Annotated in this window: 20 protein-coding genes and 2 pseudogenes; 16 read left to right on the plus strand and 6 right to left on the minus strand. The window is 39.2% G+C overall.

From position 1 onward, the window contains the following. Nucleotides 1–160: 160 nt before the first annotated feature. On the minus strand, nt 161–814 hold the full coding sequence (locus J7I96_RS09800; RefSeq protein ID WP_214922980.1) for a cupin domain-containing protein: 654 nt from the start codon (nt 812–814) through the stop codon (nt 161–163). 332 nt (nt 815–1,146) lie between these two features. Between J7I96_RS09800 and J7I96_RS09805 the strand changes: the two genes are divergently transcribed. The 4 genes and pseudogenes from J7I96_RS09805 to J7I96_RS09820 all read left to right on the plus strand — a co-directional run bounded on the left by J7I96_RS09805 (nt 1,147) and on the right by J7I96_RS09820 (nt 5,055). Next, on the plus strand, nt 1,147–3,039 hold the full coding sequence (locus J7I96_RS09805) for an OPT family oligopeptide transporter (RefSeq protein ID WP_214922981.1): 1,893 nt from the start codon (nt 1,147–1,149) through the stop codon (nt 3,037–3,039). Then, a complete protein-coding gene (locus tag J7I96_RS09810; protein ID WP_214768473.1) occupies nt 3,029–3,394 on the plus strand; it encodes a PqqD family protein in 366 nt (121 codons plus the stop codon). Before J7I96_RS09805 ends, J7I96_RS09810 begins: the two co-directional genes overlap by 11 nt. A gap of 351 nt (nt 3,395–3,745) precedes the next feature. Further along, a pseudogene (locus J7I96_RS09815) lies at nt 3,746–4,336 on the plus strand (SDR family oxidoreductase). A gap of 110 nt (nt 4,337–4,446) precedes the next feature. Beyond that, entirely contained in the window at nt 4,447–5,055 is a 609-nt protein-coding gene (locus J7I96_RS09820) for a methyltransferase domain-containing protein (RefSeq protein ID WP_214922982.1), read from the plus strand. Nucleotides 5,056–5,138: 83 nt separating this feature from the next. On the opposite strand, the gene asnB is transcribed toward J7I96_RS09820, so the two are convergent. Further along, the gene (gene asnB, locus J7I96_RS09825) at nt 5,139–7,022 is read right to left on the minus strand and encodes an asparagine synthase (glutamine-hydrolyzing) (RefSeq protein ID WP_214922983.1); all 1,884 of its coding nucleotides are present in this window, start codon (nt 7,020–7,022) and stop codon (nt 5,139–5,141) included. A 399-nt stretch (nt 7,023–7,421) separates the two neighbouring features. Then, on the minus strand, nt 7,422–8,138 hold the full coding sequence (locus tag J7I96_RS09830) for a GntR family transcriptional regulator (protein ID WP_251029140.1): 717 nt from the start codon (nt 8,136–8,138) through the stop codon (nt 7,422–7,424). A gap of 281 nt (nt 8,139–8,419) precedes the next feature. Between J7I96_RS09830 and J7I96_RS09835 the strand changes: the two genes are divergently transcribed. Genes J7I96_RS09835 through chbG form a run of 5 tightly spaced genes read left to right on the plus strand, consistent with a single transcriptional unit; the run spans nt 8,420 to nt 12,514 of the window. After that, nucleotides 8,420–8,728 carry a PTS sugar transporter subunit IIB gene (locus tag J7I96_RS09835; protein ID WP_048684685.1) on the plus strand — a complete coding sequence of 103 codons (309 nt, stop codon included), beginning with the start codon at nt 8,420–8,422 and terminating at the stop codon, nt 8,726–8,728. A gap of 4 nt (nt 8,729–8,732) precedes the next feature. Next, nucleotides 8,733–10,082 carry a PTS sugar transporter subunit IIC gene (locus J7I96_RS09840; RefSeq protein WP_214768469.1) on the plus strand — a complete coding sequence of 450 codons (1,350 nt, stop codon included), beginning with the start codon at nt 8,733–8,735 and terminating at the stop codon, nt 10,080–10,082. A gap of 16 nt (nt 10,083–10,098) precedes the next feature. Beyond that, nucleotides 10,099–10,446: a PTS sugar transporter subunit IIA gene (locus tag J7I96_RS09845; protein ID WP_214768468.1), complete on the plus strand. Its 348-nt coding sequence runs from the start codon at nt 10,099–10,101 to the stop codon at nt 10,444–10,446. Next, nucleotides 10,443–11,786 carry a 6-phospho-beta-glucosidase gene (locus J7I96_RS09850; protein WP_214922984.1) on the plus strand — a complete coding sequence of 448 codons (1,344 nt, stop codon included), beginning with the start codon at nt 10,443–10,445 and terminating at the stop codon, nt 11,784–11,786. Before J7I96_RS09845 ends, J7I96_RS09850 begins: the two co-directional genes overlap by 4 nt. Continuing rightward, nucleotides 11,783–12,514 (plus strand): chitin disaccharide deacetylase, encoded by a 732-nt coding sequence (chbG, locus tag J7I96_RS09855; protein WP_214922985.1) that lies wholly within the window; start codon nt 11,783–11,785, stop codon nt 12,512–12,514. The genes J7I96_RS09850 and chbG overlap by 4 nt, the downstream gene beginning before the upstream one ends. A 54-nt stretch (nt 12,515–12,568) precedes the next feature. Here chbG and J7I96_RS09860 read toward each other — a convergent pair whose 3' ends face one another. Both J7I96_RS09860 and J7I96_RS09865 read right to left on the minus strand, forming a co-directional pair. After that, nucleotides 12,569–13,750: an NAD(P)/FAD-dependent oxidoreductase gene (locus J7I96_RS09860; protein ID WP_214922986.1), complete on the minus strand. Its 1,182-nt coding sequence runs from the start codon at nt 13,748–13,750 to the stop codon at nt 12,569–12,571. A 38-nt stretch (nt 13,751–13,788) separates the two neighbouring features. Next, nucleotides 13,789–14,214 (minus strand): helical membrane plugin domain-containing protein, encoded by a 426-nt coding sequence (locus J7I96_RS09865; protein ID WP_214770042.1) that lies wholly within the window; start codon nt 14,212–14,214, stop codon nt 13,789–13,791. Nucleotides 14,215–14,503: 289 nt separating this feature from the next. On the opposite strand from J7I96_RS09865, the gene J7I96_RS09870 reads away from it, so the two are divergent. From J7I96_RS09870 to J7I96_RS09900, 7 genes are all read left to right on the plus strand, one after another. Next, nucleotides 14,504–14,809: a hypothetical protein gene (locus J7I96_RS09870; protein ID WP_214922988.1), complete on the plus strand. Its 306-nt coding sequence runs from the start codon at nt 14,504–14,506 to the stop codon at nt 14,807–14,809. A gap of 398 nt (nt 14,810–15,207) precedes the next feature. Continuing rightward, nucleotides 15,208–15,663, plus strand: a complete 456-nt coding sequence (locus J7I96_RS09875) for an SMI1/KNR4 family protein (RefSeq protein WP_214768463.1) — start codon at nt 15,208–15,210, stop codon at nt 15,661–15,663. Nucleotides 15,664–15,735: 72 nt separating this feature from the next. Continuing rightward, nucleotides 15,736–16,443, plus strand: a complete 708-nt coding sequence (locus tag J7I96_RS09880) for a response regulator transcription factor (protein ID WP_214768462.1) — start codon at nt 15,736–15,738, stop codon at nt 16,441–16,443. Continuing rightward, nucleotides 16,440–17,501: a sensor histidine kinase gene (locus tag J7I96_RS09885; RefSeq protein WP_214768461.1), complete on the plus strand. Its 1,062-nt coding sequence runs from the start codon at nt 16,440–16,442 to the stop codon at nt 17,499–17,501. The genes J7I96_RS09880 and J7I96_RS09885 overlap by 4 nt, the downstream gene beginning before the upstream one ends. Before the next feature lie 98 nt (nt 17,502–17,599). Then, entirely contained in the window at nt 17,600–18,376 is a 777-nt protein-coding gene (locus J7I96_RS09890) for an ABC transporter ATP-binding protein (RefSeq protein WP_214768460.1), read from the plus strand. Then, nucleotides 18,354–20,288, plus strand: a complete 1,935-nt coding sequence (locus J7I96_RS09895) for an FtsX-like permease family protein (protein ID WP_214922989.1) — start codon at nt 18,354–18,356, stop codon at nt 20,286–20,288. Before J7I96_RS09890 ends, J7I96_RS09895 begins: the two co-directional genes overlap by 23 nt. Nucleotides 20,289–20,825: 537 nt before the next feature. Beyond that, complete coding sequence (locus J7I96_RS09900) at nt 20,826–22,148, plus strand: sensor histidine kinase (protein WP_214922991.1); 1,323 nt, start codon at nt 20,826–20,828, stop codon at nt 22,146–22,148. Between the two features lie 178 nt (nt 22,149–22,326). On the opposite strand, the pseudogene J7I96_RS09905 reads toward J7I96_RS09900, so the two are convergent. Next, a pseudogene (locus J7I96_RS09905) lies at nt 22,327–23,210 on the minus strand (transposase). Nucleotides 23,211–23,372: the final 162 nt, after the last annotated feature.

The following is a 23,372-nucleotide window of genomic DNA, read 5'->3' on the forward strand; positions in this document are numbered from 1 at the left end:
GACCATCATAATGTAAGATGTGGCGAAGTGAAAAAAGGATCATGTAATTAAAAGTAATGGAGAATCCTTATGTAATGGGGTTCTCCATTGCTTTTTCGATTACGATTTATTAGTTGTATAGGCCCTCGAACAGGGGGAATCATGCTCCCGATATCTATCTTCAATAATAATGATACGGGGGATTGAGCTGATATTGATAGTTGTAAGCCGGAGCAGTATACATTTGGTTATCATAGTGATTAATATATTGAGGATATTGCTGCATGTCTTCTTCGGCCGCTCGATGGCAGTTGGCTGGCGGACCGATGAATGTTGATGGCTGAATTGGTGCAATTGCTTTTTTCCATTGGTTTTCATCCATGCAATAAGTATGAGCCATAATATTTGGAGGTGTCAATTTCAAGATATCTGAACCGAGGATCACCTCAGGTGTTGGTGCATTAAAAATGGCAAGCAGGTGGGTATTATCAGCATTAGCAACTTCATAATGCCACCAACCTTGTGGGACGTTGGCTACTTGACCGGGTTTAATGGGGTAATTTTGAATTTGCTTTGTAAATGGATTCAGTAAGGAAACGGTTGCCGCTCCAGAAATGCAATACACTAGCTCTGCTGCATTTTGGTGATAATGCGGTTCTACCACATTGTCTGTGCTAAGGTAAATATCTAATAATGAAACATTTTCGAGGGTATTTAATTGTTTAACACCTAATGCATTAATATAGTTTTGATTGTCTTTTTTCATGAAATTGCTTTTATTGACATCGAAAAAGAATTGTATGGATGGTGAAGTATAGTCGATATAGGAGACCATGAATTTATCATTCCTTTTTTTAAGACTTGATTTTTCAGGATATGTTATATCTTATTTTAATGTGCACTAACCCAGGCGTGTTTGCCTATCGAGCTGATAAGGGGTGCTGATGATACTGTCATTGAATGAATGATAGACAGTGACTTCGGGTAACGCATTAGTCATGGTTATTATATCAATATTATTTTATATATTTTTTAACCGAAACTACTAATCTGATTATTGGGTATAATCAAACTTTTAATAAGCAAAATTTCCCCATTGCGTTACTTTAAATTACAGTGATATAATATTCTCTGTGATTTTAAAGTTTAACATAGGAAGTGGCTAAATTGTCGAACAATTCAAAAGAGAGTAAATTCGTCCCGTACGTTTCTGCATCTAAATCTCTACCGGAATTGACTGCAACTGCAATCATTCTAGGGATCATTCTTGCAATCGTATTCGGGGCGGCAAATGCATACTTAGGCCTACTTATTGGTTTAACTGTCTCTGCTTCTATACCCGCGGCGGTAATTTCAATGGCCATATTAAGAGGGGTTTTTCGCAGGGATTCAATATTAGAAAACAATATTGTGCAAACGATGACCACGGCAGGTGAGGCTATTGGTGCCGGTGCTGTATTTACCATTCCGGCATTATTCATGTGGGACATGGACGTGAGTCAAGCATTCATCATTTTCGTAGTATTAACTGGGGGATTTTTAGGGGTCTTCATGATGGTTCCCCTTCGCCAGCTTTTGATTGTAAGGGAGCATGAAACATTACCTTATCCAGAAGGTACGGCATGTGCCGAGGTCTTGAAGTCAGGAGAAAAGGGCGGTACAAGCGCCAAACTAATCGGAGCAGGTTTGGTTATCGGCGGTGTTGTTAAAGGGCTTGGTGATGGGTTCAAGCTTTTCAAGACAGAGGTTGAAACAGGAATCACGAATTTTAAAAATGCAGTGGTCGGTCTTGACGCCTTTCCTTCCCTTTTGGGTGTAGGGTATATTATTGGACCGCGTGTTGCAGGACAAATGCTAGGTGGGGGTTTATTAGCCTGGGTCGTTTTAATACCAGCCATCAGCTTTTTTGGCGGAAACAATGGGACAGCCATTTTCCCTTCGGATGTACCGATCGGTGAATTGGATGCATGGGGAATCTGGGATAATTACATTCGCTATATTGGTGCTGGTGCCGTTGCAACAGGCGGATTGATCACTTTGATCAAAACATTACCAATACTTTTCAGTTCAGTTATCGATACTCTTAAAGGCGTAAAAGCCAATAAAGGACAACTAAAATCGGGTTCTATCCGTACAGAACAAGACATGCCGGCTAAATACGTTTGGTTGGGTACGATCATCGTAATTTTAATCATTGCTTTCACACCTATAACAGATGTGGGAATCATCGGTGCTATTGCAATCGCGATTTTTGGATTTTTATTCGTGACAGTGGCTTCAAGGGTTGTTGGAATCGTCGGAAGTTCTTCTTCCCCTGTTTCTGGAATGACAATCGCCACACTATTGATTGTAGCGATTGTCTATAAGGCAACTGGTTTTACTGGTACGACTGGAATGGTAGCCGCTTTAACGGTCGCTGCGATCATTTGTACAGCGCTTGCGGTTTCAGGCGATGTTTCTCAAGATCTAAAAACAGGATATATCGTTGGCGGAACACCATGGAAACAACAAGTTGCCATGATGATCGGTGTTGTCGCATCGGCTTCTGTCATTGGTTTTATCCTGGTTCTTATGGATAATGCATATACGATGGGGTCTGCAGACCTGCCCGCACCGAAAGCGGCACTTATGAAAATACTTGCCGAAGGTGTTCTAGGGGGAGATTTACCTTGGACTCTGATTTTTATCGGTGCGGCTATTTCCATTACATTAGAGTTTTTCGGTCTGAATTCACTTGTTGTTGCAGTGGGCATTTACCTGCCGGTTCATACTAGTGCGCCAATCATGATCGGTGGATTTATCCGATTCTTCGTTGAGTTCTTCTCGAAAACAAAAGAAGCGCTTAAAGCACGGGTTGACAGAGGTGTATTATTTGCCTCTGGTTTAATAGCGGGTGAATCATTGATTGGTGTTCTTATTGCCATATTGATCGCGGCAGGTGTTCAAGTTCCGGCTGCAGCTAAATTAGCCAGCAATTTGCTGCCATTCTTATTATTCCTTGCTTTAGCTGGATTGCTTTGGTTCGTATCCAGCAAAGGGAAAAAAGAAGATGCTTCGTAAACGCCAATCAAAAAAGAGGAACCTGTTAACCATGGTTCCCCTTTTGGAAAGACGTGTCACTATGGTACAAGAATCTTCGGAAGCAACTTTTTTGGTCATTCAAAGGACCAATTTTGTGGAACGAATGACCGTTCGTTTCTTTAAACAGCCATCAGTCCGTAAAATCAAGCTTGATAAGTTTGGAGCATATGCCATTAAACAGATGGAGTTACAAAGGAATGTAAATCAGATCTCTGGAGCGATGAGTGAACATTTTGGTGAGGAAGCGGAACCGGCTTTACCGAGGTTGATGAAATTCCTGGAAATTCTTGAGGTTCATGATTGGATCATATGGGATGATGAAGAAGAAAAATGAAAAAAGCTGAAGCACTTTTGGTTGCTTCAGCTTTTTTCTGTTTTGGTAAACAAGATTTACCACATCTGCATTTTACGTAATTGGACTATAGGTATAATTATTTGTGATAACTTTATATACATTGTATTCTTGTACTGTTAGTCATGATTAATAAAGCAAAACTATACATATTTTGAAGAGCAGGCGGGTTATCATGGGAAGAGTCAAGGTAAAGAAGCATTAGTGACAGGTGGAGCTTAGAGTATAGGGTTATCCTTATCGACACTAATGGCTAAAGAAGGCGCAAAAGTCGTGATTGCTGATTTTAATGAAGCAGGAGCAAAAGAAGCGGCCAAAACATAAAAGGTATTCTTGGATGCTGGACAAGCAGAATCCATTCAGGCAACAGTCGACTTTACCATTGAACAATATGGAACGGATACGTTAATTGTTAATAATGTGGGTTTAACTAACCTGCATAAAGGTCTGGATGTCGTGAACTTAGATTTGGAAGAATGGGACCGACTTATGGACGTGAATTTAAAAAGTGTGCTATTGGGAGCAGGTTCGATATAAATACGGCCTCAATGGCTGGATTTACAGGTGACTCCGTACAATCCGCATATGGTGCGTCCAAAACGGAGGTAGTGAAATTTGACTCGTTATATCGCTGCACAGTATGGCATAGATCATATTCGTTGTAATGGAGTGGCACCTGGCCTTATTTTAACTCCTGCAGCGAAAAATAATATGCCTCAGGCCGTACTCGATATTTTTGCCAAATTCAATGCATTGCCATATCATGGTGAAGCGGATGATATCGGTTATACAGTACTATTCCTTGCATCTGACGAGTCCAAATTCAGTACAGGTCAGACGATCCAAGTGGAACGCGGTCATTATATAGCCAACCCAAGCATCTCCGATTTCAATGATTATGTAACGAAAGCAAAATCCAATTAATTATTGGACATTCATATAACAAAACCTTACCCTGGATAAGATCAACCCATTCCGGGGTTTTTAGTAGGAAGCCCTTTATTTAAAAAACATGAAGCAGGTGCATATAACATATGGAAGTAATGAATTATGATGAAATGCTGAATATCAGGACGGAAGGTGAACAAAAAAATTTCAATGATTCTTTGCATTACCACCGATACGAACCTACGCCATACAGCGCATTAGAACAGTTATTCAAAGAATATCCACTGAAAAGAAATGATCGCATTGTGGACTTTGGATGCGGTAAAGGACGCTTGAATTTTTTGATCCATCACTTCTATCAATCGTCTGTGGTTGGCGTGGAGATGAATAAAAATTTCTATAAAGAAGCGATCGAGAATCTGAATGGCTACATGAAGAAAAGGAAAAACGACAATAACAATATAGAATTCCACTGTTGCTTGGCAGAAGAATATGATATTGATGCGCAAGACAATCATTTTTATTTCTTTAATCTGTTCTCGGTACAGATTTTCATGAAAATCATCAATAACATTTTGCTTTCCTTTGAAAAAGAACCGCGCCAAATCGAACTGATATTATATTATGCTTCACAGGATTATATTTTTTTCCTCGAAAATCAAACCGCCTTCGAGCTGAAAAAAGAAGTGATGTTACCTGGCATGACTGAATCTAATCCTTTTGAAAAATTCGTCATATACCAATTGGTATATTGAATGGAAATTCGTTTTTCGGCGATAAAAACACCCAAGCAATCTTTCATGGATGCTTGGGTGCAAAGAGTGAAGCCAAAAGGTGTTTAATATAAAGCGGATTGTAAATTCTTTTGGGGCTCATATTGTTTTTCTATATAAATTTGATGCCAAGTCATAAACGTCAAAATGGTCCAGAGCTTCCGGCTGTTGTCCGCTTTATTATTTACATGGTTTTCAAGTAATTCTATAATTTGCGCCTTATTAAAAAGGTAGTCAGTCGGGCTTTCTTGGGTTAACCTTACTGCCCAATCGTATAACTCATCCTTCAGCCAATGTCGTATCGGAACAGGAAAGCCGAGCTTTTTTCTGCTCCATACATGTTCCGGCACTATCCCGCGGGCAGCTTTTCGGAGCATGTATTTGGTTGTTCCATTTCTCACCTTTTGATCCATATTGAGTTTTGAAGCCGTATTGAAAACGCATTTATCCAAAAAGGGAACTCTCACCTCTAGGGAATTCGCCATGGACATTTTATCTGCCTTCAATAAAATATCACCTTTTAGCCAAGTTTGAATATCAATGTTTTGCATTTGGGTTATAGGATCATACCCTAAAGAACTTGAATAGATGGGATTTGTCACTTTCTCATTTTCTAAACCGTTGAGATAATTCACAAGTAATAGTTTTTTCTCTTTCTCTCCGAATATGTTTGCGTTCCCAATATATCGGTTTTCTAAAGGTGTCACTCCACGCTCTATAAAACTCTTTCCTCTAATACCTTCTGGCAAAACAGAGGAAATCGCCTTCAACACTTTGTTCAATGGTGTTGGAAAATAGGAAAACATGCGCAGGGAATGGGGCTCCCGGTATATATTGTATCCGCCGAATAACTCATCTGCCCCCTCACCGGACAAGGCGACCTTGACGTGCTTTTTAGCTTCCCGGGCGACAAAATATAGTGGAACGGCAGCGGGGTCCGCTAAAGGGTCATCCATATGCCAGATGATCTTCGGCAGTTCCGCCAAAAATTCTACAGGACTTATGATATAACTTATATTTTCTACATTCAGTGCGGCTGCTGTTTCCTGCGCAACGTTTATTTCACTATATCCATCTCTTTCGAACCCAACAGAAAAAGTTTTGATCTTAGGGTTAATCTCTTTTGCGATGGAGCAGATAAATGATGAATCAATCCCGCCCGATAAAAAAGATCCAACTGGAACATCACTTCTCATATGGACGTTTACGGAATCCATCAGAGTGTCTTGTATTTCTTTTATGACCTTTGAATCGTCTATATTGGAAGGATGAAAAATAGGTTTCCAGAACCTTTTTATATCCATTTTCTTTCCTGGTTCTTTAGTGAAGTAATGTCCAGGTAATAACTTTTCAATATTCTTGGATAGGGTCGATGGTTCGGGAACATATTGAAAACTGAGAAAATGCTGTAATGAATTCATATCCAGCTCTTCATTCATGGCTGTCAAAATACTCTTTTTTTCTGATGCAAAATAAGTAACATCATCTTGCTCACAATAGAAAAAAGGCTTGATTCCAAAGTGGTCCCTTGCACCAAAAAGCTTTAGCTCGATTTTATCCCAAATGACAAAAGAGAACATGCCCCGCAATTTCTGGACAGTTTGCTCTTTTTGGCTACTAAAGAGGGCCAATATTACTTCTGTATCGGAATCTGTCGTAAACTCATATCCTTCATCAATAAGTTCTTTTCTTAGTTCAATATAATTATAGATTTCGCCATTGAAAAGGATCCAATATTTTTCATTTTCATATGAAAGGGGTTGGTTTCCATTATCTATATCGATTATGCTTAATCTCCTAAATCCAAAATTCACAAACTCATCAAAGAAATATCCTTCATCATCCGGACCCCTATGGGTAATGATCGTGTTCATCTTTTGAATCGTTTCTTTCATATTTGAATTTATGGCTTTCGGATATTCGTGAATACATCCAACAAAACCGCACATAAAATCCACCTGCCTAATTAATTAATAGTAAGAGATTCCCTAGTAACTTTTATGAATATTTTTAAATAATAGGTATAAAGTTGAGTGCCAATGTAAGTAGAATGGAATCTCTTAGTCTTCTAGATTAGGTGATTATGGTATATTTGTCAATTTTACTCATAAAATGCATCTATTTGTAATTATGTAAATCCGTAACAGATGCATAACAAAAAGAGGCAACCAGTTATGATTGCCTCTAGAAGAAAAATAAGTTTGCATGCAGTTATTATTTAAAAAACGTTCCGTTGATTGTAGGGGGTCCCTGGAGTGGATTTCAACGTTTCAATCTTACAAACACTTAAAAGAATCGAGTTTGTCTACAGACTATGATGCCTTAATTAATAAGGCATCCGTCTTATTTCAATAGTTCCGCTCGATGATAAAGTGAGCACGATCGCCTCTAAAGAGAGTTTTAGAGAATTCAATAACAGATCCATCATTCTCATATGTGTAAGTTTCCAAAGAAAAACAAGGTGAACCGTTCGGAACATCCAATTTATCAGAAATGGAATCGTCTGCAAGTGAAAACTCCAAGTGTTCGACCGTCTTTTTTACTTTTAAATCGAATTGTGTTTCAAGTACTTTAAAGAGTGATTTTTCACAGGCTTCGATATTTAGCCCGGGTGTCTTATACCAAGGGAGAAAGGCAGTTTCATATTGAAGCGGGATGTCGTTCACGTAACGTATCCGTTCCAGTTTATTTACGGGGTCTCCAATATTTTGTTTGAAAAGCTTGGCAAGTGTAGCATTTGCTTCAATCACTTTTAAGCTAATGACCTTTGTTGAAGGGTTTTTACCTTGCATTGTGACTTGCTCAGAGAATTTTTCAACCGTGCTTGTAAGAAATTGCTTCACTTTATTCTCCGAAACGAAAGTGCCTTTGCCTTGGACACGGTAAATATAGCCTTCGACGTTCAATTGCTGTAAGGCCGTGCGAACAGTTGTCCTGCTTACTCCGTATATTTTACAGAATTCAGCTTCAGTCGGTAATTTTGTATTTGTTTGATATTCGCCATTTTTTATGAGATTGATAATCGATTCCTTGACTATGGAATGCAATGCCGCTTCTTTATTCATGGTCTCCACAGTGATTCCTCCTATGTTCATTCCCAATATATACATATAGATTATCTCGGATAAGTACAATAATCAACTTTAATTCACAAATTTGTAGTAACAAATTTAAATTTGTGTTGATATTTTTCCAATTTGTAACTACAATGTATGTATGGAGGCAATAATACCCATTTCATTCAAGGGGAAGTGATAAAGAAGTAACATCGGTTATTTATAAGGAAACGGTTTCAACTCACTTGAAAATACTGAATAATCAATCATTAAAAAGGGGGGTAATTTCAATGAATATCTTATTATGTTGTTCTGCAGGGATGTCTACTAGTTTATTAGTTACCAAGATGGAGGAAAGCGCTAAAAAACAAGGGGTAGAATGTCATATATGGGCTGTCGGTTCTACAGAAGTGAACAATGAAATAGATAAAGCTGATGTGATTTTATTAGGCCCGCAGGTAAGATATCTGCTATCCAAGTTACAGGAAGCGGGGAAAGAAAAGGGAATTCCAGTAGCAACCATCAATCCAATGTTCTATGGACTATGTAATGGTGAAGAAGTGCTAAAACAAGCCACTACTTTAATAAAAGGAGAATAAGGATATGATGACTTTTATTGATAAGTATATTATGCCTGGGGCGGTAAAGGTAGGAAATAACCGGCATTTGCTTGCGATTCGTGACGCATTGATTGGAATGATAGCGATTACAATGATCGGTTCATTCGCCGTCCTCTTTAATAATCTTGGGCAAGTCATCAAGCCTTACGGAAGAATGATGGAGGCCATCTTCGGTCCTGCATGGAATACGCTTGGCGGTGATATTTGGTTTGGAACCTTTGCATTCATGACGGTATTCGCTGTATTCGGCATCTCTTATAAATTGGCCCGGTCATACGGTGACGATGGTTTTGAAGCGATGCTGGTTTCCGCAGCCTGTTTCTTTTTATTATTACCTCAAATCGGAAATGTCACTTTAACTATCGATGATAAGGATGTTACAGGCGGGGCATGGGGTTTTGTAAGCGTGAACTATTTTAATGCTACAGCCCTATTTACAGGAATTGTCGTTGCCTTAATAGCCACTGAAATCTTTGTGAGACTATCCCGGGTGAAATATTTAGTCATCAAGCTTCCAGATGGAGTACCTCCAGCGGTAGCCCGTTCATTTGCAAAATTAGTGCCGGGTATGGCAACAATCTTTATCGCTGGCGTATTCGGACTGCTATTCCGTAAAGCTACGGATGGGCAGGTACTGAATGACTGGCTGAGTAAAGTGATTGTATCTCCATTACAAAGTGCAGTAGATTCATTGCCATTCGCTATTTTACTAGTTTTTCTTGTTCATTTATTATGGATGATCGGTTTGCATGGACCTAATATCCTTGGCGGGATAACGACACCGCTTTTTGAAAGTTCGGGAGTGAAAAATATCGATTTATATGCAAAAGGTGTCAAAGACATGGACCAATATGGGGTATTGGCGGGTTCTTTCCTGGATGCATTTGTTTATTTAGGCGGATCTGGTGCAACATTGGGCCTGATCATTGCAATGATCATTGCCGGTCGGAAACGGTATAAACAGATGATTGCACTCGGAGGGGCGCCAGGGGTGTTCCAGATAAACGAACCCATTCTTTTCGGATTGCCTATCGTTCTGAATCCAATGTGGTTCATTCCATTTGTTCTCGGCCCGGTAATTACAACGGTGATATCTTATATCGCAGTAAGCAGCGGAATGGTTTTCCCGATCGTTGCTAAGATTCCATGGGTAACCCCTCCGATTGTGGGTGGATTCCTGGCCACAGGCGGGCATGTGTCTGGAGCGGTCCTAGCTGCAATCAACTTAGTCATTTCAACAGCGATTTATTTACCATTCGTTTATGCCCAAGTGAAGATAGACACCAAAAATAAAACAGAGCTTACAAGAGATTCAGAATCGTTAAACGTTTAAGAAAGTAGTGATGAAAATGGAAAAAGAAGAATTATATCAACTATCATTTCAATTGATTTTATATAGCGGGAATGCGAGAAGCTTTGCAATGGAAGCGATGCAGGAAGCAAAGAAAAGGAACTTTGATTCTGCCCGGGTTAAAATAGCCGAGTCCGAAACGGAATTACTGCAAGCCCATAAATACCAAACCCAATTAATCCATGCTGAGGCAGGCGGGGACTCTTTTGATCTTCCGATTATCCTTGTGCATGCACAAGATCATTTAATGACAGCGATGACTATGAAGGATCTTGCAATTGAAATGATCGATCTACGCGAAGAATTCTTACATGCAGATGCTGTGAAGGAGAGGACTGCTGAATGAGCAAGGGGTTGAAGATCGTCACGATTGGCGGAGGTTCGAGCTATACGCCTGAACTGATCGAAGGTTTTATCAAATATCATGAAGAACTTCCTGTGAGTGAAATTTGGCTCGTGGACATCGAAGCGGGAAAGGAAAAGCTTGAAATTGTCGGGAATTTGGCAAGAAGGATGATTGAAAAGGCTGGAGTGAATATTGAAGTCCATCTCACGCTGGATAGAAAGAAAGCGCTTAAAGGCGCTGATTATGTAACAACCCAGCTTCGGGTGGGGCAACTCGCAGCCAGGGCTCTTGATGAAAAGATTCCATTGAAACACGGAGTGATCGGGCAGGAGACGAATGGACCAGGCGGGCTGTTCAAGGCCTTTAGGACGATTCCCGTCATTCTGGATATTGCTCATGAGATGGAGGAGTTATGTCCGGAAGCATGGCTGATTAACTTCACGAATCCTGCAGGAATGGTAACGGAAGCAGTTCTGCGTCACAGTAATATTTCCAAAATCATCGGACTCTGCAATGTACCGATTGGGATGGAACGGGGTGTTGCGGATTTGATGGATGTAGAGCCATCAAGGGTCCGGATCGACTTTGCCGGCTTGAACCATATGGTTTACGGCTTGGATGTATTCGTTGATGGCGAGAGTGTCAAAGATCAAATCATCCATTTGATTACGGATCCAGCTAAAGCCGTCACGATGAAGAATATCCATGCAATGGGCTGGGAGCCGGAATTTCTTAGAGCGTTAAACCTGTTTCCATGTCCTTACCACAACTACTATTATAAAACGGGTGATGTGCTGGCCCAAGAATTGAAGGATGCGGAAAAAGGGGAAACACGTGCAGAGGTCGTTCAAAGGCTTGAAGCAGGTTTATTCGAACTATACAAAGACCAAGATCTGGCTATCAAGCCGCCGCAGCTTGAAGAGCGCGGAGGTGCCTATTACAGTGATGCGGCTGTGCGGTTGATTTGCTCGATGCATACGGATAAGCGAGATATTCAAGCGGTGAATACGGTCAACCATGGTACGATTGAAGGCATCCCGTACGGATCGGCGATTGAAACCAGTTGCGTGATCACTAAGGATGGACCTAAACCAATCAATGTGGGAGAGCTTCCTGTCGCTGTCCGCGGATTAATTCAGCAAATCAAATCCTTTGAAAGGGTAGCCATCGAAGCTGCAATTTCGGGGGACTATGATACTGCGTTGCTTGCCATGACGATCAATCCACTCGTTCCAAGCGACCGGGTTGCAAAACTTATCTTGGACGAAATGCTGGAGGCACATAAAGATTATTTGCCGCAGTTTTTTGAAAAAAAGGAGTTGCAGGATAATTTATCATGATTGAAGTGCTTATAAATGCAGATGATTTCGGGTTAACTAAAGCGGTGAATTATGGGATTTTGGATAGCCATAAATATGGAATTGTCAATTCGGCAACGATCATGATGAATGCGAAAGCAACGGAGCATGCGATTGAAATCGCCAAGAAAACACCCTCGTTGAAGGTAGGTATTCACTTAGTCCTGACATGGGGTAAACCTTTGTTGAGTGATGTTCCGAGTTTGGTTGACGAATCTGGTTTCTTTAAGAAGCAAGGTACGGTATATGGGGATCCTGCCGGCATTTCCTTGAGCGAATTGGAGAGGGAGTGGTCAGCACAAATCGAAAGATTTTTGGAATTTGGCCTATTCCCGACTCATTTCGACAGCCACCATCATGTACACGGGATCAAAGCATTTCTACCGGTTATTAAAAAGCTGTCAGATAAATATGGATTGCCAGTCCGTAATGCCGGAAGCCACCTTGCAGGGATTCAAACCGTTACAGATGTATTCCTTGATGATTTTTATGGAGAAATGGTGGTTGAAGATTACTTTCAAAACTTGAAAGGGAGAGTAATGGATGGGGCGAGTGTGGAGATAATGACCCATCCTGCTTATATGGATGAAGAATTGATGAAAGTCTCCTCTTATAATGATAAACGCTTGAAAGAAACCAGGATATTGACAAAGGCAAAATTACCTGAGGGATTTTCCCTTAGATTCAGCATCAACCAAGTAAAGATTTGATTTCAAAAGAGGACCATTCATCAAAAGATGAATGGTCCTCTTTTATTGTTAAAATTAATAAGCCAGGCTGAATAGGGCTTTGATGTGTGATAGGTAACGAACATTACTTGCTTCTTTCATCAATGTAGCCGGCAGGCCTTTAAGGGACGTGTTATTGGCCCCGACGGTTGCCACTGCATCCTTACGGCCAAGGCTCGCAAGTGTACCTGAGTTTACAGGTGAGAATTCTTCAAGTTTCTTGCCTTCTAATGCTGCATATAGGTTGTATCCTACAAGCTCACCCATTTGCCAAGCATTTTGTGCAGTTGGAGCATATGGACGGCCGCCTTCTGGAGGGAAGGCAACGGCACTGTCACCGACAACGAATACGTCTTTATGGGATTTGGATTGCAGATACTCATTGACGGTTGCTTTGCCGCGATCCACTTCAAGGCCTGATTCGCCTACGATAGGAAGAGCCGCAACTCCGCCTGTCCAAACAAGCGTATTGGCCGTTATCGTTTGTCCGTCTTTCAATTCGATTTGATTTCCTTTAACACCCGTTACAGGCAGGCCTGTCAAGAATTCCACGCCGCGTGCCTCCAAGCTTGTCATGGCACGTTCGATTAAGTGGTCAGGCAGGACCGGAAGGATTTTTGGACCAGCTTCCACAAGCTTGATTTTCAAGTCCTTGAAGTCCACTCCGAACTTTTTGGCGATTTTAGGGAAATGATCCACGATTTCACCGATTAACTCAACGCCCGTCAATCCGCCGCCGCCGATCACGATGGTTGCGTCCGCTTCATTATTCGTTTGAGAATATTCGCGGATGCGATCTTCGATATGTTTGTAAATCTTGTTAGCATCATTTACGGATTTCAAGACCATGCTGTTTTCCTCAAGTCCCGGAATGCCGAAGAATCCTGTTTGGCTTCCCAAAGCAACAACCAGGGCATCATAAGATAATGTGGAACCATTGGCAAGTTTCACTTTTTTATTATCGACCGAGAATGACTCCACTTTGGAAATGACAAGGTCGATATCTTTTCCTTTGAAAAGCTTTTCCAAAGGAATGGAAACGGCTTGTTCAGAAATGGATCCGCCTGCAAGACGGTGCAATTCGGTGATGATTTGGTGCGTTGGAAATTGGTTCACCACTGTAACCTGCACTTCATCTTTATTGTAATATTCACGTACGGATAAGGCAGATAGTAATCCTGCGTAACCTGCACCTAAGATGACGATTTGTTTTGACATAGTTAATCCCCCGTCCTTACTGATTGAAAGTTATCAAATTATTTTTGGTTTTTACGTTCTGAAGAGACTTCAAGAAAAGCTTGGGCGAAACGGAAAAGCTTTTGTGCTTGCGGATCTTTCATCATTTTTAACAGACCAAAAAGACCGATCACATCATTATTCGCTTCTGCACGATCCTTAGCTTCGATGGCATTTGCCGCAAGCTCTTTCACTGAATGGACTACAGGTGTGGCGATCTCCGAAATGGCGCTGACCGTATCATTTTTCAACACATCATCAGTCGCAACCGATTGAGCGAAATCATAAGACTTTGTTAAAATATTCACTAACTCAGTCAGTTTTGGTAACTGCTCGACTAAAGTGTTCAATGATTCCTGAACCTCAGGCTTTAAAAGCTGATCTAAGATATCCAATTGCTCTTGGTTTGCAGAAATATTAAGTGCTTCATGTTCAGGTTTTGACATTACGTCTACCATATCTAATTCCCCTTTAAACTTAATTATTTTGATTAATGTTTTTTCCGCCGATACTACTAATCATACGACTCTAATCTCTTAATTTCAAATATTTCTTTTGTGATACGAATATAATTTTATCGTAATAATTAAGAGTTATTTGGTGGTTTTTTTGATTTATCTTAATATTCCAAAAGAATATTAAGATTATTCTGGTTATAATACCTTAAATAAAGAGGGGATTAGAGACATTCTACCTTGCGTTTCCTATAGTAATAAATCAATAGCAGACACCTTTTTGTTTGCTATAATGTCCATAATCTTTGACGGAATGAGCTTCAAGAATATTTTATCTGATTTAGGGTATATACTATTATCGGAATTGGAGTTGATGCCCTTGGTAGAACGCAGGATGTTAAAGGTACGTGGTGAGATTATCGAAATATCCTCTAGGTATAATGAAAAATATAGTAAATGGAATTGTACAGCTAAAGTTCCTAATAGTTCCATCATTGCTTATTGTCGTGACAAGAATAAGCTTCGTGCTGAGACAGTTTCTATGAGCAGGTTATTAATTACGTATGAAGACTATAAAATTGTATGATAAATAGAGAAAAGGCGCCCAATATTGAAGATGAAGTGGGCGCCTTTTTTTATAGAATAATATATTTATCTGCGAAATCGGGAATATATTTTCGGAAATGGAGATATTTCATCGAAAACTTCTGATATATCTGCGTAAGTATAAAATTTATCGATTTTTCGACAAAACTTCGATTAAAAAAAGCTATTTTCTTAGTGAAAAGCAACGAAATTGTCAAAAAATATATCAGAAAATACTGAAAAGGATAGTAAAATTATGTTAATATATTTAAAAAAAGGATTATTTTCTAAAGTAATAATGAATAATTTATATTTAAGGTTCTCCATTAAGAAAAGGTATTAATAAACCGCAATTAGTTCTATTGATTTTACTACAAAAAGTGAAATGGAGTCGATACAATGGTGAGTATTACTGGATATGGCAAAGCGACAGAAGAAGCAGTGAATAATTTTCAGAAGTTTGTGGGTTTTGAAATTCCTGAAGACTATAAACAATTTCTCCTTAAGCATAATGGCGGCACAACTACGGTTCAAAACTGTAAGTTTTATGTAGATGGATTAGACACACTCGTATGCTTGCAAGCACTTTATGGATTAGAGCTTCAAGATAAAGAACTGGATTTACAGAAATCGCATGAAGAAAACAGAGAAGACTTACATAAGAATTGCATTATAATAGGTAATGATACATGTGCAGGTAAAATCTTGCTGATAAATAATGAAGAAGAAAAGGGAGTTTACTTCTGGGATCAGGGTTGGTATTCGGATCCATCAAGCCAGGATGAAAACATTTATAAAGTTGCATCGAGTTTTAAATCCTTCATTGAGGGTTTGAAAGTCCCGGAGGAAATCTAATTTTATTGTAATCCCCTTGATTGGCTCATGCCATTCAAGGTTTTTTATTGTCATATTAATGAGGAGATAATAATGTATAAAATATTATTGGTTGAAGACGATCTCAAAATAGCTGGAATCTTGGTCAATTATTTAAAAAGGTATGGGTATGAGGTTTTTGAAGTGAAGCAGTTGGACCAAGTTTTTGCGGAGTTCCAAGAAATAAAGCCAGATTTGGTTTTATTGGATATTAATCTGCCCTATTATGATGGGTTCCATTGGTGCCGGCTAATAAGGACGGTTTCGAAGGTTCCCGTTATATTCATCTCTGCAAGGACAGATGAAATGAACCAAGTCATGGCCATTGAATATGGGGGAGATGACTATTTAACAAAACCGTTTCATTTGGAAGTGGTATTAGCGAAAATAAAGAGTGTCCTACGTAGGGTGTATGGTGAATATGCTGATATATCTTCATTCCATCAGCAAGTAAAGGAAATGGAAGGATTAACTCTTTATACGGAAAAGGCGATGATCGAATATCAAGACAATCAGGTAACGTTAACTCAAAATGAGTTGAAATTATTAAGTTGTTTACTACGACAGTATGACACCATCGTCTCTCGTGAAGAGTTACTTGAAGCATTATGGAATGACGATTCATTTGTTGATGACAATACATTGACCGTCAATGTCACAAGGGTACGAAGAAAACTTGAGGATATTGGCATCAAGCATGCTATAACAACTAGCAGGGGGAAAGGATATCGACTAAAAATAGTGCAAGGTGAAGAAAAGTGAATCTGAAATCCTTTATAAAAGACCGTCTTTATTTTATATTTTATACCGTTCTACTGGTAGGCCTGCTTATTATTGCTTATGCATTAGCCGTTCTGGAAGCGGGGAATCACATATCGATTTCAAATATCATCTATTTAATTATTCTCGCGTTTTTTATGATGCTTATATTTTTAGGCGCCGATTACATAAGGCAATACCGTTTCCTTAATCAAATAGCAAGGATGAAGCAAGAACCGAGCCTGTCGTTTGAATATGTCGAAGCCTTTAGGGAACCTTTGACAAATGAACAAAAGTTGTGGATGGAGCTTTTTCAACAAATGAACAAGGTAACCATTGGGCAATTACAAGAACAAATCAAACAGAAGGAGCAATATGAGCTATTGATTCATCAATGGGTTCATCAAATGAAGACACCTGTTTCAGTCATTTCCTTACTGATTCAAGAAGGCAAAAGGACATTTTCGAATGAGCCAATGAAGGATTATCTTAAAGAGATAGAAGAAGAAAATGATCGATTTCGCAGAGGGTTGGAAATTATATTGCATGGAGCAAGGCTGCAGCGTTTTTCGGAGGATGTAAAATCGGAGCGGGTTGACTTAATTAATCTTGTCAAGCAAGTAATTAACGAGGAAAAAAAACAGTTCATCAAACGGTTCATATATCCCAGGCTTGAAACGGAGCATGAGAATGTATATGTACATTCGGATCGTAAGTGGCTCCACTTCGCCATTAGTCAGGTGGTCTTTAATGCACTGAAGTATTCAAGGCAGGAAGAACATGACAGCATAACGTTCAATATCATTGAAAAAGAGTCGGAGATTTTCCTTAGGATAACAGATCAGGGAGTTGGAATCGTCCCACATGATGTAAAGCGGGTGTTTGAACCATTCTTTACTGGTGAGAACGGGCGAGTCAAACAAGAATCAACCGGAATGGGACTATATCTAGTGAAAGAAATCGTTAACAGACTCGGGCATGTCGTTACCATCCAATCGACTGTATCCGAAGGGACTACTGTGGAGTTTCTCTTTAAGACAAATACCTTACATGAAAGGTGACAGAATTGTAAGGGTGCTAAACGATTATGTAATAAACTTCGATGGGAGCCTCCCGCTTTATTCATTATACTTACGGTAAGAAAGGGAGGTATTTAAAGATGTCGATTTTAAAAGCGGAACAACTATCCAAAACTTATTTTCAAAAGCAGGGGAATTTATTTCATAAGGCGTTACATAATTTCACCATGAATGTACAGAAAGGGGAATTTGTCGGAGTGATGGGTCCATCCGGCAGCGGGAAAACCACTCTACTTAACTTAATGGCCACGATTGATAAACCCACCACAGGTACAGTCATTCTAAATGATCAAAATCCTAATGAATTAAACAATCAGGACCTGGCATTGTTTCGCAGAAGGGAAATTGGATTTGTTTTTCAAGACTTCAACCTTCTTGATACACTTACCGTTCGCGAAAATATCCTCCTTCCTCTAGCGTTAGATCATTATAAACTGGAGGAAATGGAATATAGGGTAAATCAGTTGGCAAGCCTTCTTGGTATAGAAGGGATTTTAGAAAAGAGGACTTTTGAAATTTCTGGAGGTCAGCAGCAACGAACGGCTTGTGCAAGAGCGATGATTCATGAACCTTCCATTATTTTAGCGGATGAACCTACTGGTAATTTGGATTCCAAATCTGCCAAGCAGGTAATGGATACCCTCACGACACTTCAGGAGAAAAAGGGAGCAACCATCCTCATGGTCACTCATGACCCAACTGCCGCCAGCTTCTGTGACCGGATTCTATTCATAAAGGATGGCAGGTTCTTTTCGGAGGTTCATAGCGGAGGGGAAAGACAGAGCTTCCATCAAAGGATTTTAGATACGTTAAGTGTTTTGGGAGGAGTCTATCATGAACATCCGACTTCTCGCTAAGAGGAATATTCAAGGAAATGCACAACGTTATCTAGCTTATTTTTTCAGTATTGTCCTTTCCGTCTCAATCTTTTTTATTTATGCATCGTTTATCTTTCATCCTGATGTGGTCCATGCGAATATTCCAGGGGGACAGTTAATTAGCGGGGGACTCATTGCAGCTGAAATAGTGATCATCATATTTTCAGTTTTTTTTATCGCTTATTCGAATGCAGCATTTATACAGCCGCGAAAAAAAGAGTTTGGGCTGCTGACACTGCTTGGAATGTCCAAATCCCAACTTAGAAAACTGATTTACCTGGAGCAAACGATGGTTTCCCTCATATCTATCCTGATTGGAGTTGGCTTAGGGTTTTTGTTCTCAAAGTTGTTCTTAATGGCAGTTTCTTGGTTACTGGCTGTAGAGCAACCAATATCGTTTGTCATTGTCCCCGAGGCCTTTATTTATACCATTGTTGGTTTCATTTTGCTATTTCAGCTATTATCGCTCCTTTCATTGTTCCACATAGGAAATACGGAGGTAGTCGATTTACTAAAAGATAAACAAAAACCAAAAAAGACTCCCTTCGTTTCAAAGTGGTTAGTTGCATTATCAGCAGTTTGCTTAAGCATTTCTTATTATCTGGCAGGTACGATGTCGTTGAACAATTCTTATATTCGAGTATTGCCCATAGTATTCTTCGTACTGATCGGCACCTATTTTTTATTCAGCCAAAGCATTGTCTCTCTATGCAGCAGGCTTTACCGGAAGAAGAAAAGCTTATATGGCGGAACGAATTTAATTACTCAAACAAACCTGATATTCAATATTAAGGACTATTCCAGGTTATTCTTTTTGACCTCGATCATTACAGCCGTGATTTTGACAGCTGCTGGAACACTTTTCATGTTCAGTGCAGATTTAAAAAAGCAAGGGGTGGATAACATACCGCAATCAATTGGCTGGGTTGAAAATGACGCTTCCGTTTATTCGGTTATTGAACCATCCGCAGTGGAGAAAACATTAAAGGAAGATGGATTCAAGATCCTTTACGAAGTAAATATGACTGGTGTCCCCATTACCCACATGCTACCCGATATGAGAACGGGGGAATCCAATGAAAATAGGTCATTATTAATCTCGGAAAGTGATTATAACAATACGGCTGCATTGCGAAAAATTGAACCAGCAAAGTTATCAGGAAAAGAAGCATTATATATTTTTCCTTATGGAGGACTGGACTATCAATTTGTCCACAAGGGAGAACAAAAGGAACTGCACTTTGGCAATCGAACCATTCAAGTAACAATGATTGGTCAGCGCAATCAATCGATAGTCGCACCCATAAAAGCAGCAACCACCCTGATGGTGGTCGATGATCAGCTGTATCATGAAATCACTGCCGATGTGCCATTAAAAGAGATGGCAAGAGTACGGGGGTATGAAGTTAAAGATTGGGAAGAATCAATGGAAACATCCATTGAAATCGAACAAATGTCTAATAATCCTAATCAAGTGCAAACAAGAGCTCCGATTTATCAAGAAATGAAACAGGGAAGCATATTGATTCTTTTTATAGGCTTGTTTGTCAGTCTATTATTCTTTATCGTCCAAGGGAGCATGATGTATCTGCGAGTTTTTACAAATTTAGAAGATAAAAAAATCCAAATCCATGCCCTTCATCGATTGGGGTTGACAAAAAAAGAAATACGGAAAATTTTAAGTGCGGAAATACGCATCCTCTTTTTCGCTCCTTTTCTGATAGGGGTGATTCATGCCATAGTCGCCTACGTGGCATTAAGCAATTTATTGGGGTCGAATTTGTTTGTCTACTCGGCCATGGTCATCGCAACGTATTTTCTTTTTCAACTGCTATACTATGAAGTAACTAAAAAGATGTATGAGCGGGCAGTCATCAATTCGATTAAATAAAAGCTATAAATGGAATCTGGGGTTGAGTCCCAGATTCCATTTTTTTATTCAGGAGTCTTCTCATTGAAACGGCCTTTCATTGATGATAAATTAGTCAATATGTACTATTGAAAGAGAATTAATCACTATTTTGCACAAATCATATGGATTATGGTATTATTTTACAACTCAATCCTCTGTATTCTTGTAATATTTTCATATAAAGGGTAAAATTATTTATTTGAAGCAGAAATATCAAACCCCACAACTTTTATTTTTATCGTTTTCCTATGAAAAATTATATTAAAATAATTATTTGTGGAGATAAAATGATTTATTGGAAAATATTAATAATCAAATTGTTTTAGATTAAAATATAAAAGTCATATGATCAAAAAAATAGTGGGTGATCTGTTAATTACTTGATTTATTATAGTATTATATGCCTGGGATTATAGAGAACATTAGATTTTTCCCTATTTCTTTATCCCTTAATATAGTAAACTCAGAATAGGTTCGTTAACTTTTAGCTGCTAGAGATGAGGTAAGTTTAATCCTATGAAAAATAAAAAGTTAAGGGCACTTCTTTATTTGACCATACTTTTATTGATTGTTTTCATTCTTCTAAATATGTTTTCAACATATTTAAGCATTAAAAATTCTGTGCAAAAATCCGTTGCTAATCAAAACTTGGTAGCTGCTAGATCTATAGCCGACTCGATGGATATGGAGGCCTATCAGCGATTTTTCAATAACCAAGTAAAGAGCCGGGATTATATGGATATAAAAGCTTACTTAGAGGATGCACGTGAAAAAATAGGAGCATTATATGTTTATACCATCATGATTGATAATCCTACAGTATCCAAGTGCATGATTACTGGATTTTCTAAAGATCATAAAGGGGATTTTCCTATCGGTGGTGCATGTACTGTTCCGCCAGAGCAGGTCAAACAGGGGTATGAAGGCAAAAGCTTCATTACCGGGATTCTAGAAGATCCGGAGTATGGTGAGTATTTGTCTGTGGGAGTGCCAATGAAAAATAAAGATGGCGACATTATTGGTTTTTTGGGCATTGATGTGAGCGCTGAAGATATTAACGCCATTAACGGCAAGGTATTGAAAAGCAGCATTGCCATTCTTGTTTATAATGGTGGATTTGTCATCATGCTGCTGGTTACCTTTTTTGTCATTCAAAAATGGTATCAAAAGGAACTGACACGTGAAGTAGGGGATACGGAAGATACGTATCAATCGGAATTTCAATCTCTATTTGCTTCAGTCCGCTCATTAAGGCATGATTTTTCCAATCATATTCAGGTGATACATGGACTGCTTAAATTAGAGGAGAACGCAAAAGCACTCGAATACTTAACAGGGCTTTCAAAAGAAGTGCATTCAATTGAATCGATGAAATTGGATGTGATTCATCCGGGCTTATCTGTCCTGTTGGAGACTAAAAGGCTCTCGGCCCAGAATTATAATATCGATATCGAAATTGATGTTTCACCCAAATCCTTCGATCGGATCAAAACAATCGATTTGATAAAATTATTATCAAATGTTATCGACAATGCTATTGAGGCAACAATTGAATTGCCAGAGCAAGAACGCCGAATGAACATTGCCTGCAAAGCTGATGATGAAAAGTATACGTTTATGGTAACGAACACTGGACCCGTGATTTCGGAATTAGATCTGGAGAATATATTCGCCAGCGGTTTTTCAACCAAAAAGGCACAAAAGGGCAAAGTTCGCGGACAAGGATTGTTCATCGTCGACGACTTAGTGAACAGATATGATGGAGAGATTCATGTACAGTCCTCTGAAAAAGAAACGACCGTTACGATGATCATTCCCGTAAATGGAAAAATGGGCTAAATTGATCCAAAGGAAACACATTTGATAAAAAGGTATGATCCCTAAAGGGATCATACCTCAGTTTGTAGACAAAAGGGGTTCGGAATTAAAAAATTCTGAACCCCTTTTGAAATTCCCTTTAATTTTGGCCTAACATAGTGGGCTCTTCGAGCCCACTATGTTAGGCCATTTTTGGACCTCACCATGTCCAATTGGCCATCTTCTTTAAATTAATGGCAGCGAAAGTAAGCATCGCCTGCATCGACAATTTTTTAAGTCCCCTTAAAGTAGTCCAACGCATACCATGCTTTTCTTTTGCATCTGCGAATACACGCTCAATCGTTTCTTTACGCTTCGCATATATAGGTTTTACATCTTGATGATGACGCAGATGGTCTGTTTCTTCCATATGTGTTTGTCAGATATGCCGTGTCACCACTTTTTGACAGTCTTTGCTTTCTGTACATCGAGATAAAAATGAGCATGTTGCACAGATGTGTTTGGGGGTTTTATACTCGCGATAGCCCTCTTTATTTGTTGTTGAGTACTTTAATAGCTCGCCCGAAGGGCAAAGGTAACAATCAAAATGTTTATCGTATACATAGTCCTGTTTGCGGAAAAATCCTTCTTTAGTGCGAGGACGTGTAACTTTTTCAATCACTTGTTCAACTAGTGGCTCTAAGATCTGGCTGTCATGTATATTTCCAGGTGTTACAATCGTTCCCAATACAAAACCGTTACGGTCTGCGGCCGCGTGGAATGAATAGGCAAACTGTTTTGTTCGTTCATCTTTCACATAGTAACCACTCTCGAATCCGTTGTACTTTGGAAACCATAGCCTAAGAACCAACGGTAAGCCATATTGGTTTCAACTTCTTCAATCGTTTTACGCATGAGAACGAAAACCGAAGGTATATTGAATGAAAGTCAGTTTAACTAAAATAACGGGATTAATACTTGGGCGTCCTATCTCTGAATACATATCTTTCACCAAGTCATAAATGAAAGTGAAGTCAATGGCAGCCTCTATTTTGCGAACCAAATGGTTCGGTGGCACCACACCAGTTGATCTAAAGTAATCATTTCAAGTTGATCTCGCTGAATAGAATCATGGTTTAGAAAGCATTCTCATCACCTCAAGTTTTAATACTTCTATTTTAAAACAAAAATGACTCCAGGCAAAAGGTTCTATCTAAAAGGTAAGACAAAGTTGATTGGAGCGGGTGTACGAGACTCCTGCGGGAA

The sequence above is a fragment of the Bacillus sp. ISL-78 genome, assembly GCF_018613455.1.
Lineage (GTDB): Bacteria > Bacillota > Bacilli > Bacillales > DSM-1321 > Peribacillus > Peribacillus frigoritolerans.

What these genes read in the sequence shown, in the direction of transcription:
- J7I96_RS09900 (WP_214922991.1), top strand. Translation starts at nt 20,826, where the DNA reads ATGAAAAATAAAAAGTTAAGGGCACTTCTTTATTTGACCATACTTTTA.
- J7I96_RS09800 (WP_214922980.1), bottom strand. Translation starts at nt 814, where the DNA reads ATGGTCTCCTATATCGACTATACTTCACCATCCATACAATTCTTTTTC.
- J7I96_RS09895 (WP_214922989.1), top strand. Translation starts at nt 18,354, where the DNA reads ATGAACATCCGACTTCTCGCTAAGAGGAATATTCAAGGAAATGCACAA.
- J7I96_RS09875 (WP_214768463.1), top strand. Translation starts at nt 15,208, where the DNA reads ATGGTGAGTATTACTGGATATGGCAAAGCGACAGAAGAAGCAGTGAAT.
- J7I96_RS09890 (WP_214768460.1), top strand. Translation starts at nt 17,600, where the DNA reads ATGTCGATTTTAAAAGCGGAACAACTATCCAAAACTTATTTTCAAAAG.
- J7I96_RS09860 (WP_214922986.1), bottom strand. Translation starts at nt 13,750, where the DNA reads ATGTCAAAACAAATCGTCATCTTAGGTGCAGGTTACGCAGGATTACTA.
- asnB (WP_214922983.1), bottom strand. Translation starts at nt 7,022, where the DNA reads ATGTGCGGTTTTGTTGGATGTATTCACGAATATCCGAAAGCCATAAAT.
- J7I96_RS09835 (WP_048684685.1), top strand. Translation starts at nt 8,420, where the DNA reads ATGAATATCTTATTATGTTGTTCTGCAGGGATGTCTACTAGTTTATTA.
- J7I96_RS09845 (WP_214768468.1), top strand. Translation starts at nt 10,099, where the DNA reads ATGGAAAAAGAAGAATTATATCAACTATCATTTCAATTGATTTTATAT.
- J7I96_RS09880 (WP_214768462.1), top strand. Translation starts at nt 15,736, where the DNA reads ATGTATAAAATATTATTGGTTGAAGACGATCTCAAAATAGCTGGAATC.
- chbG (WP_214922985.1), top strand. Translation starts at nt 11,783, where the DNA reads ATGATTGAAGTGCTTATAAATGCAGATGATTTCGGGTTAACTAAAGCG.
- J7I96_RS09865 (WP_214770042.1), bottom strand. Translation starts at nt 14,214, where the DNA reads ATGTCAAAACCTGAACATGAAGCACTTAATATTTCTGCAAACCAAGAG.
- J7I96_RS09820 (WP_214922982.1), top strand. Translation starts at nt 4,447, where the DNA reads ATGGAAGTAATGAATTATGATGAAATGCTGAATATCAGGACGGAAGGT.
- J7I96_RS09830 (WP_251029140.1), bottom strand. Translation starts at nt 8,138, where the DNA reads ATGAATAAAGAAGCGGCATTGCATTCCATAGTCAAGGAATCGATTATC.
- J7I96_RS09850 (WP_214922984.1), top strand. Translation starts at nt 10,443, where the DNA reads ATGAGCAAGGGGTTGAAGATCGTCACGATTGGCGGAGGTTCGAGCTAT.
- J7I96_RS09840 (WP_214768469.1), top strand. Translation starts at nt 8,733, where the DNA reads ATGATGACTTTTATTGATAAGTATATTATGCCTGGGGCGGTAAAGGTA.
- J7I96_RS09810 (WP_214768473.1), top strand. Translation starts at nt 3,029, where the DNA reads ATGCTTCGTAAACGCCAATCAAAAAAGAGGAACCTGTTAACCATGGTT.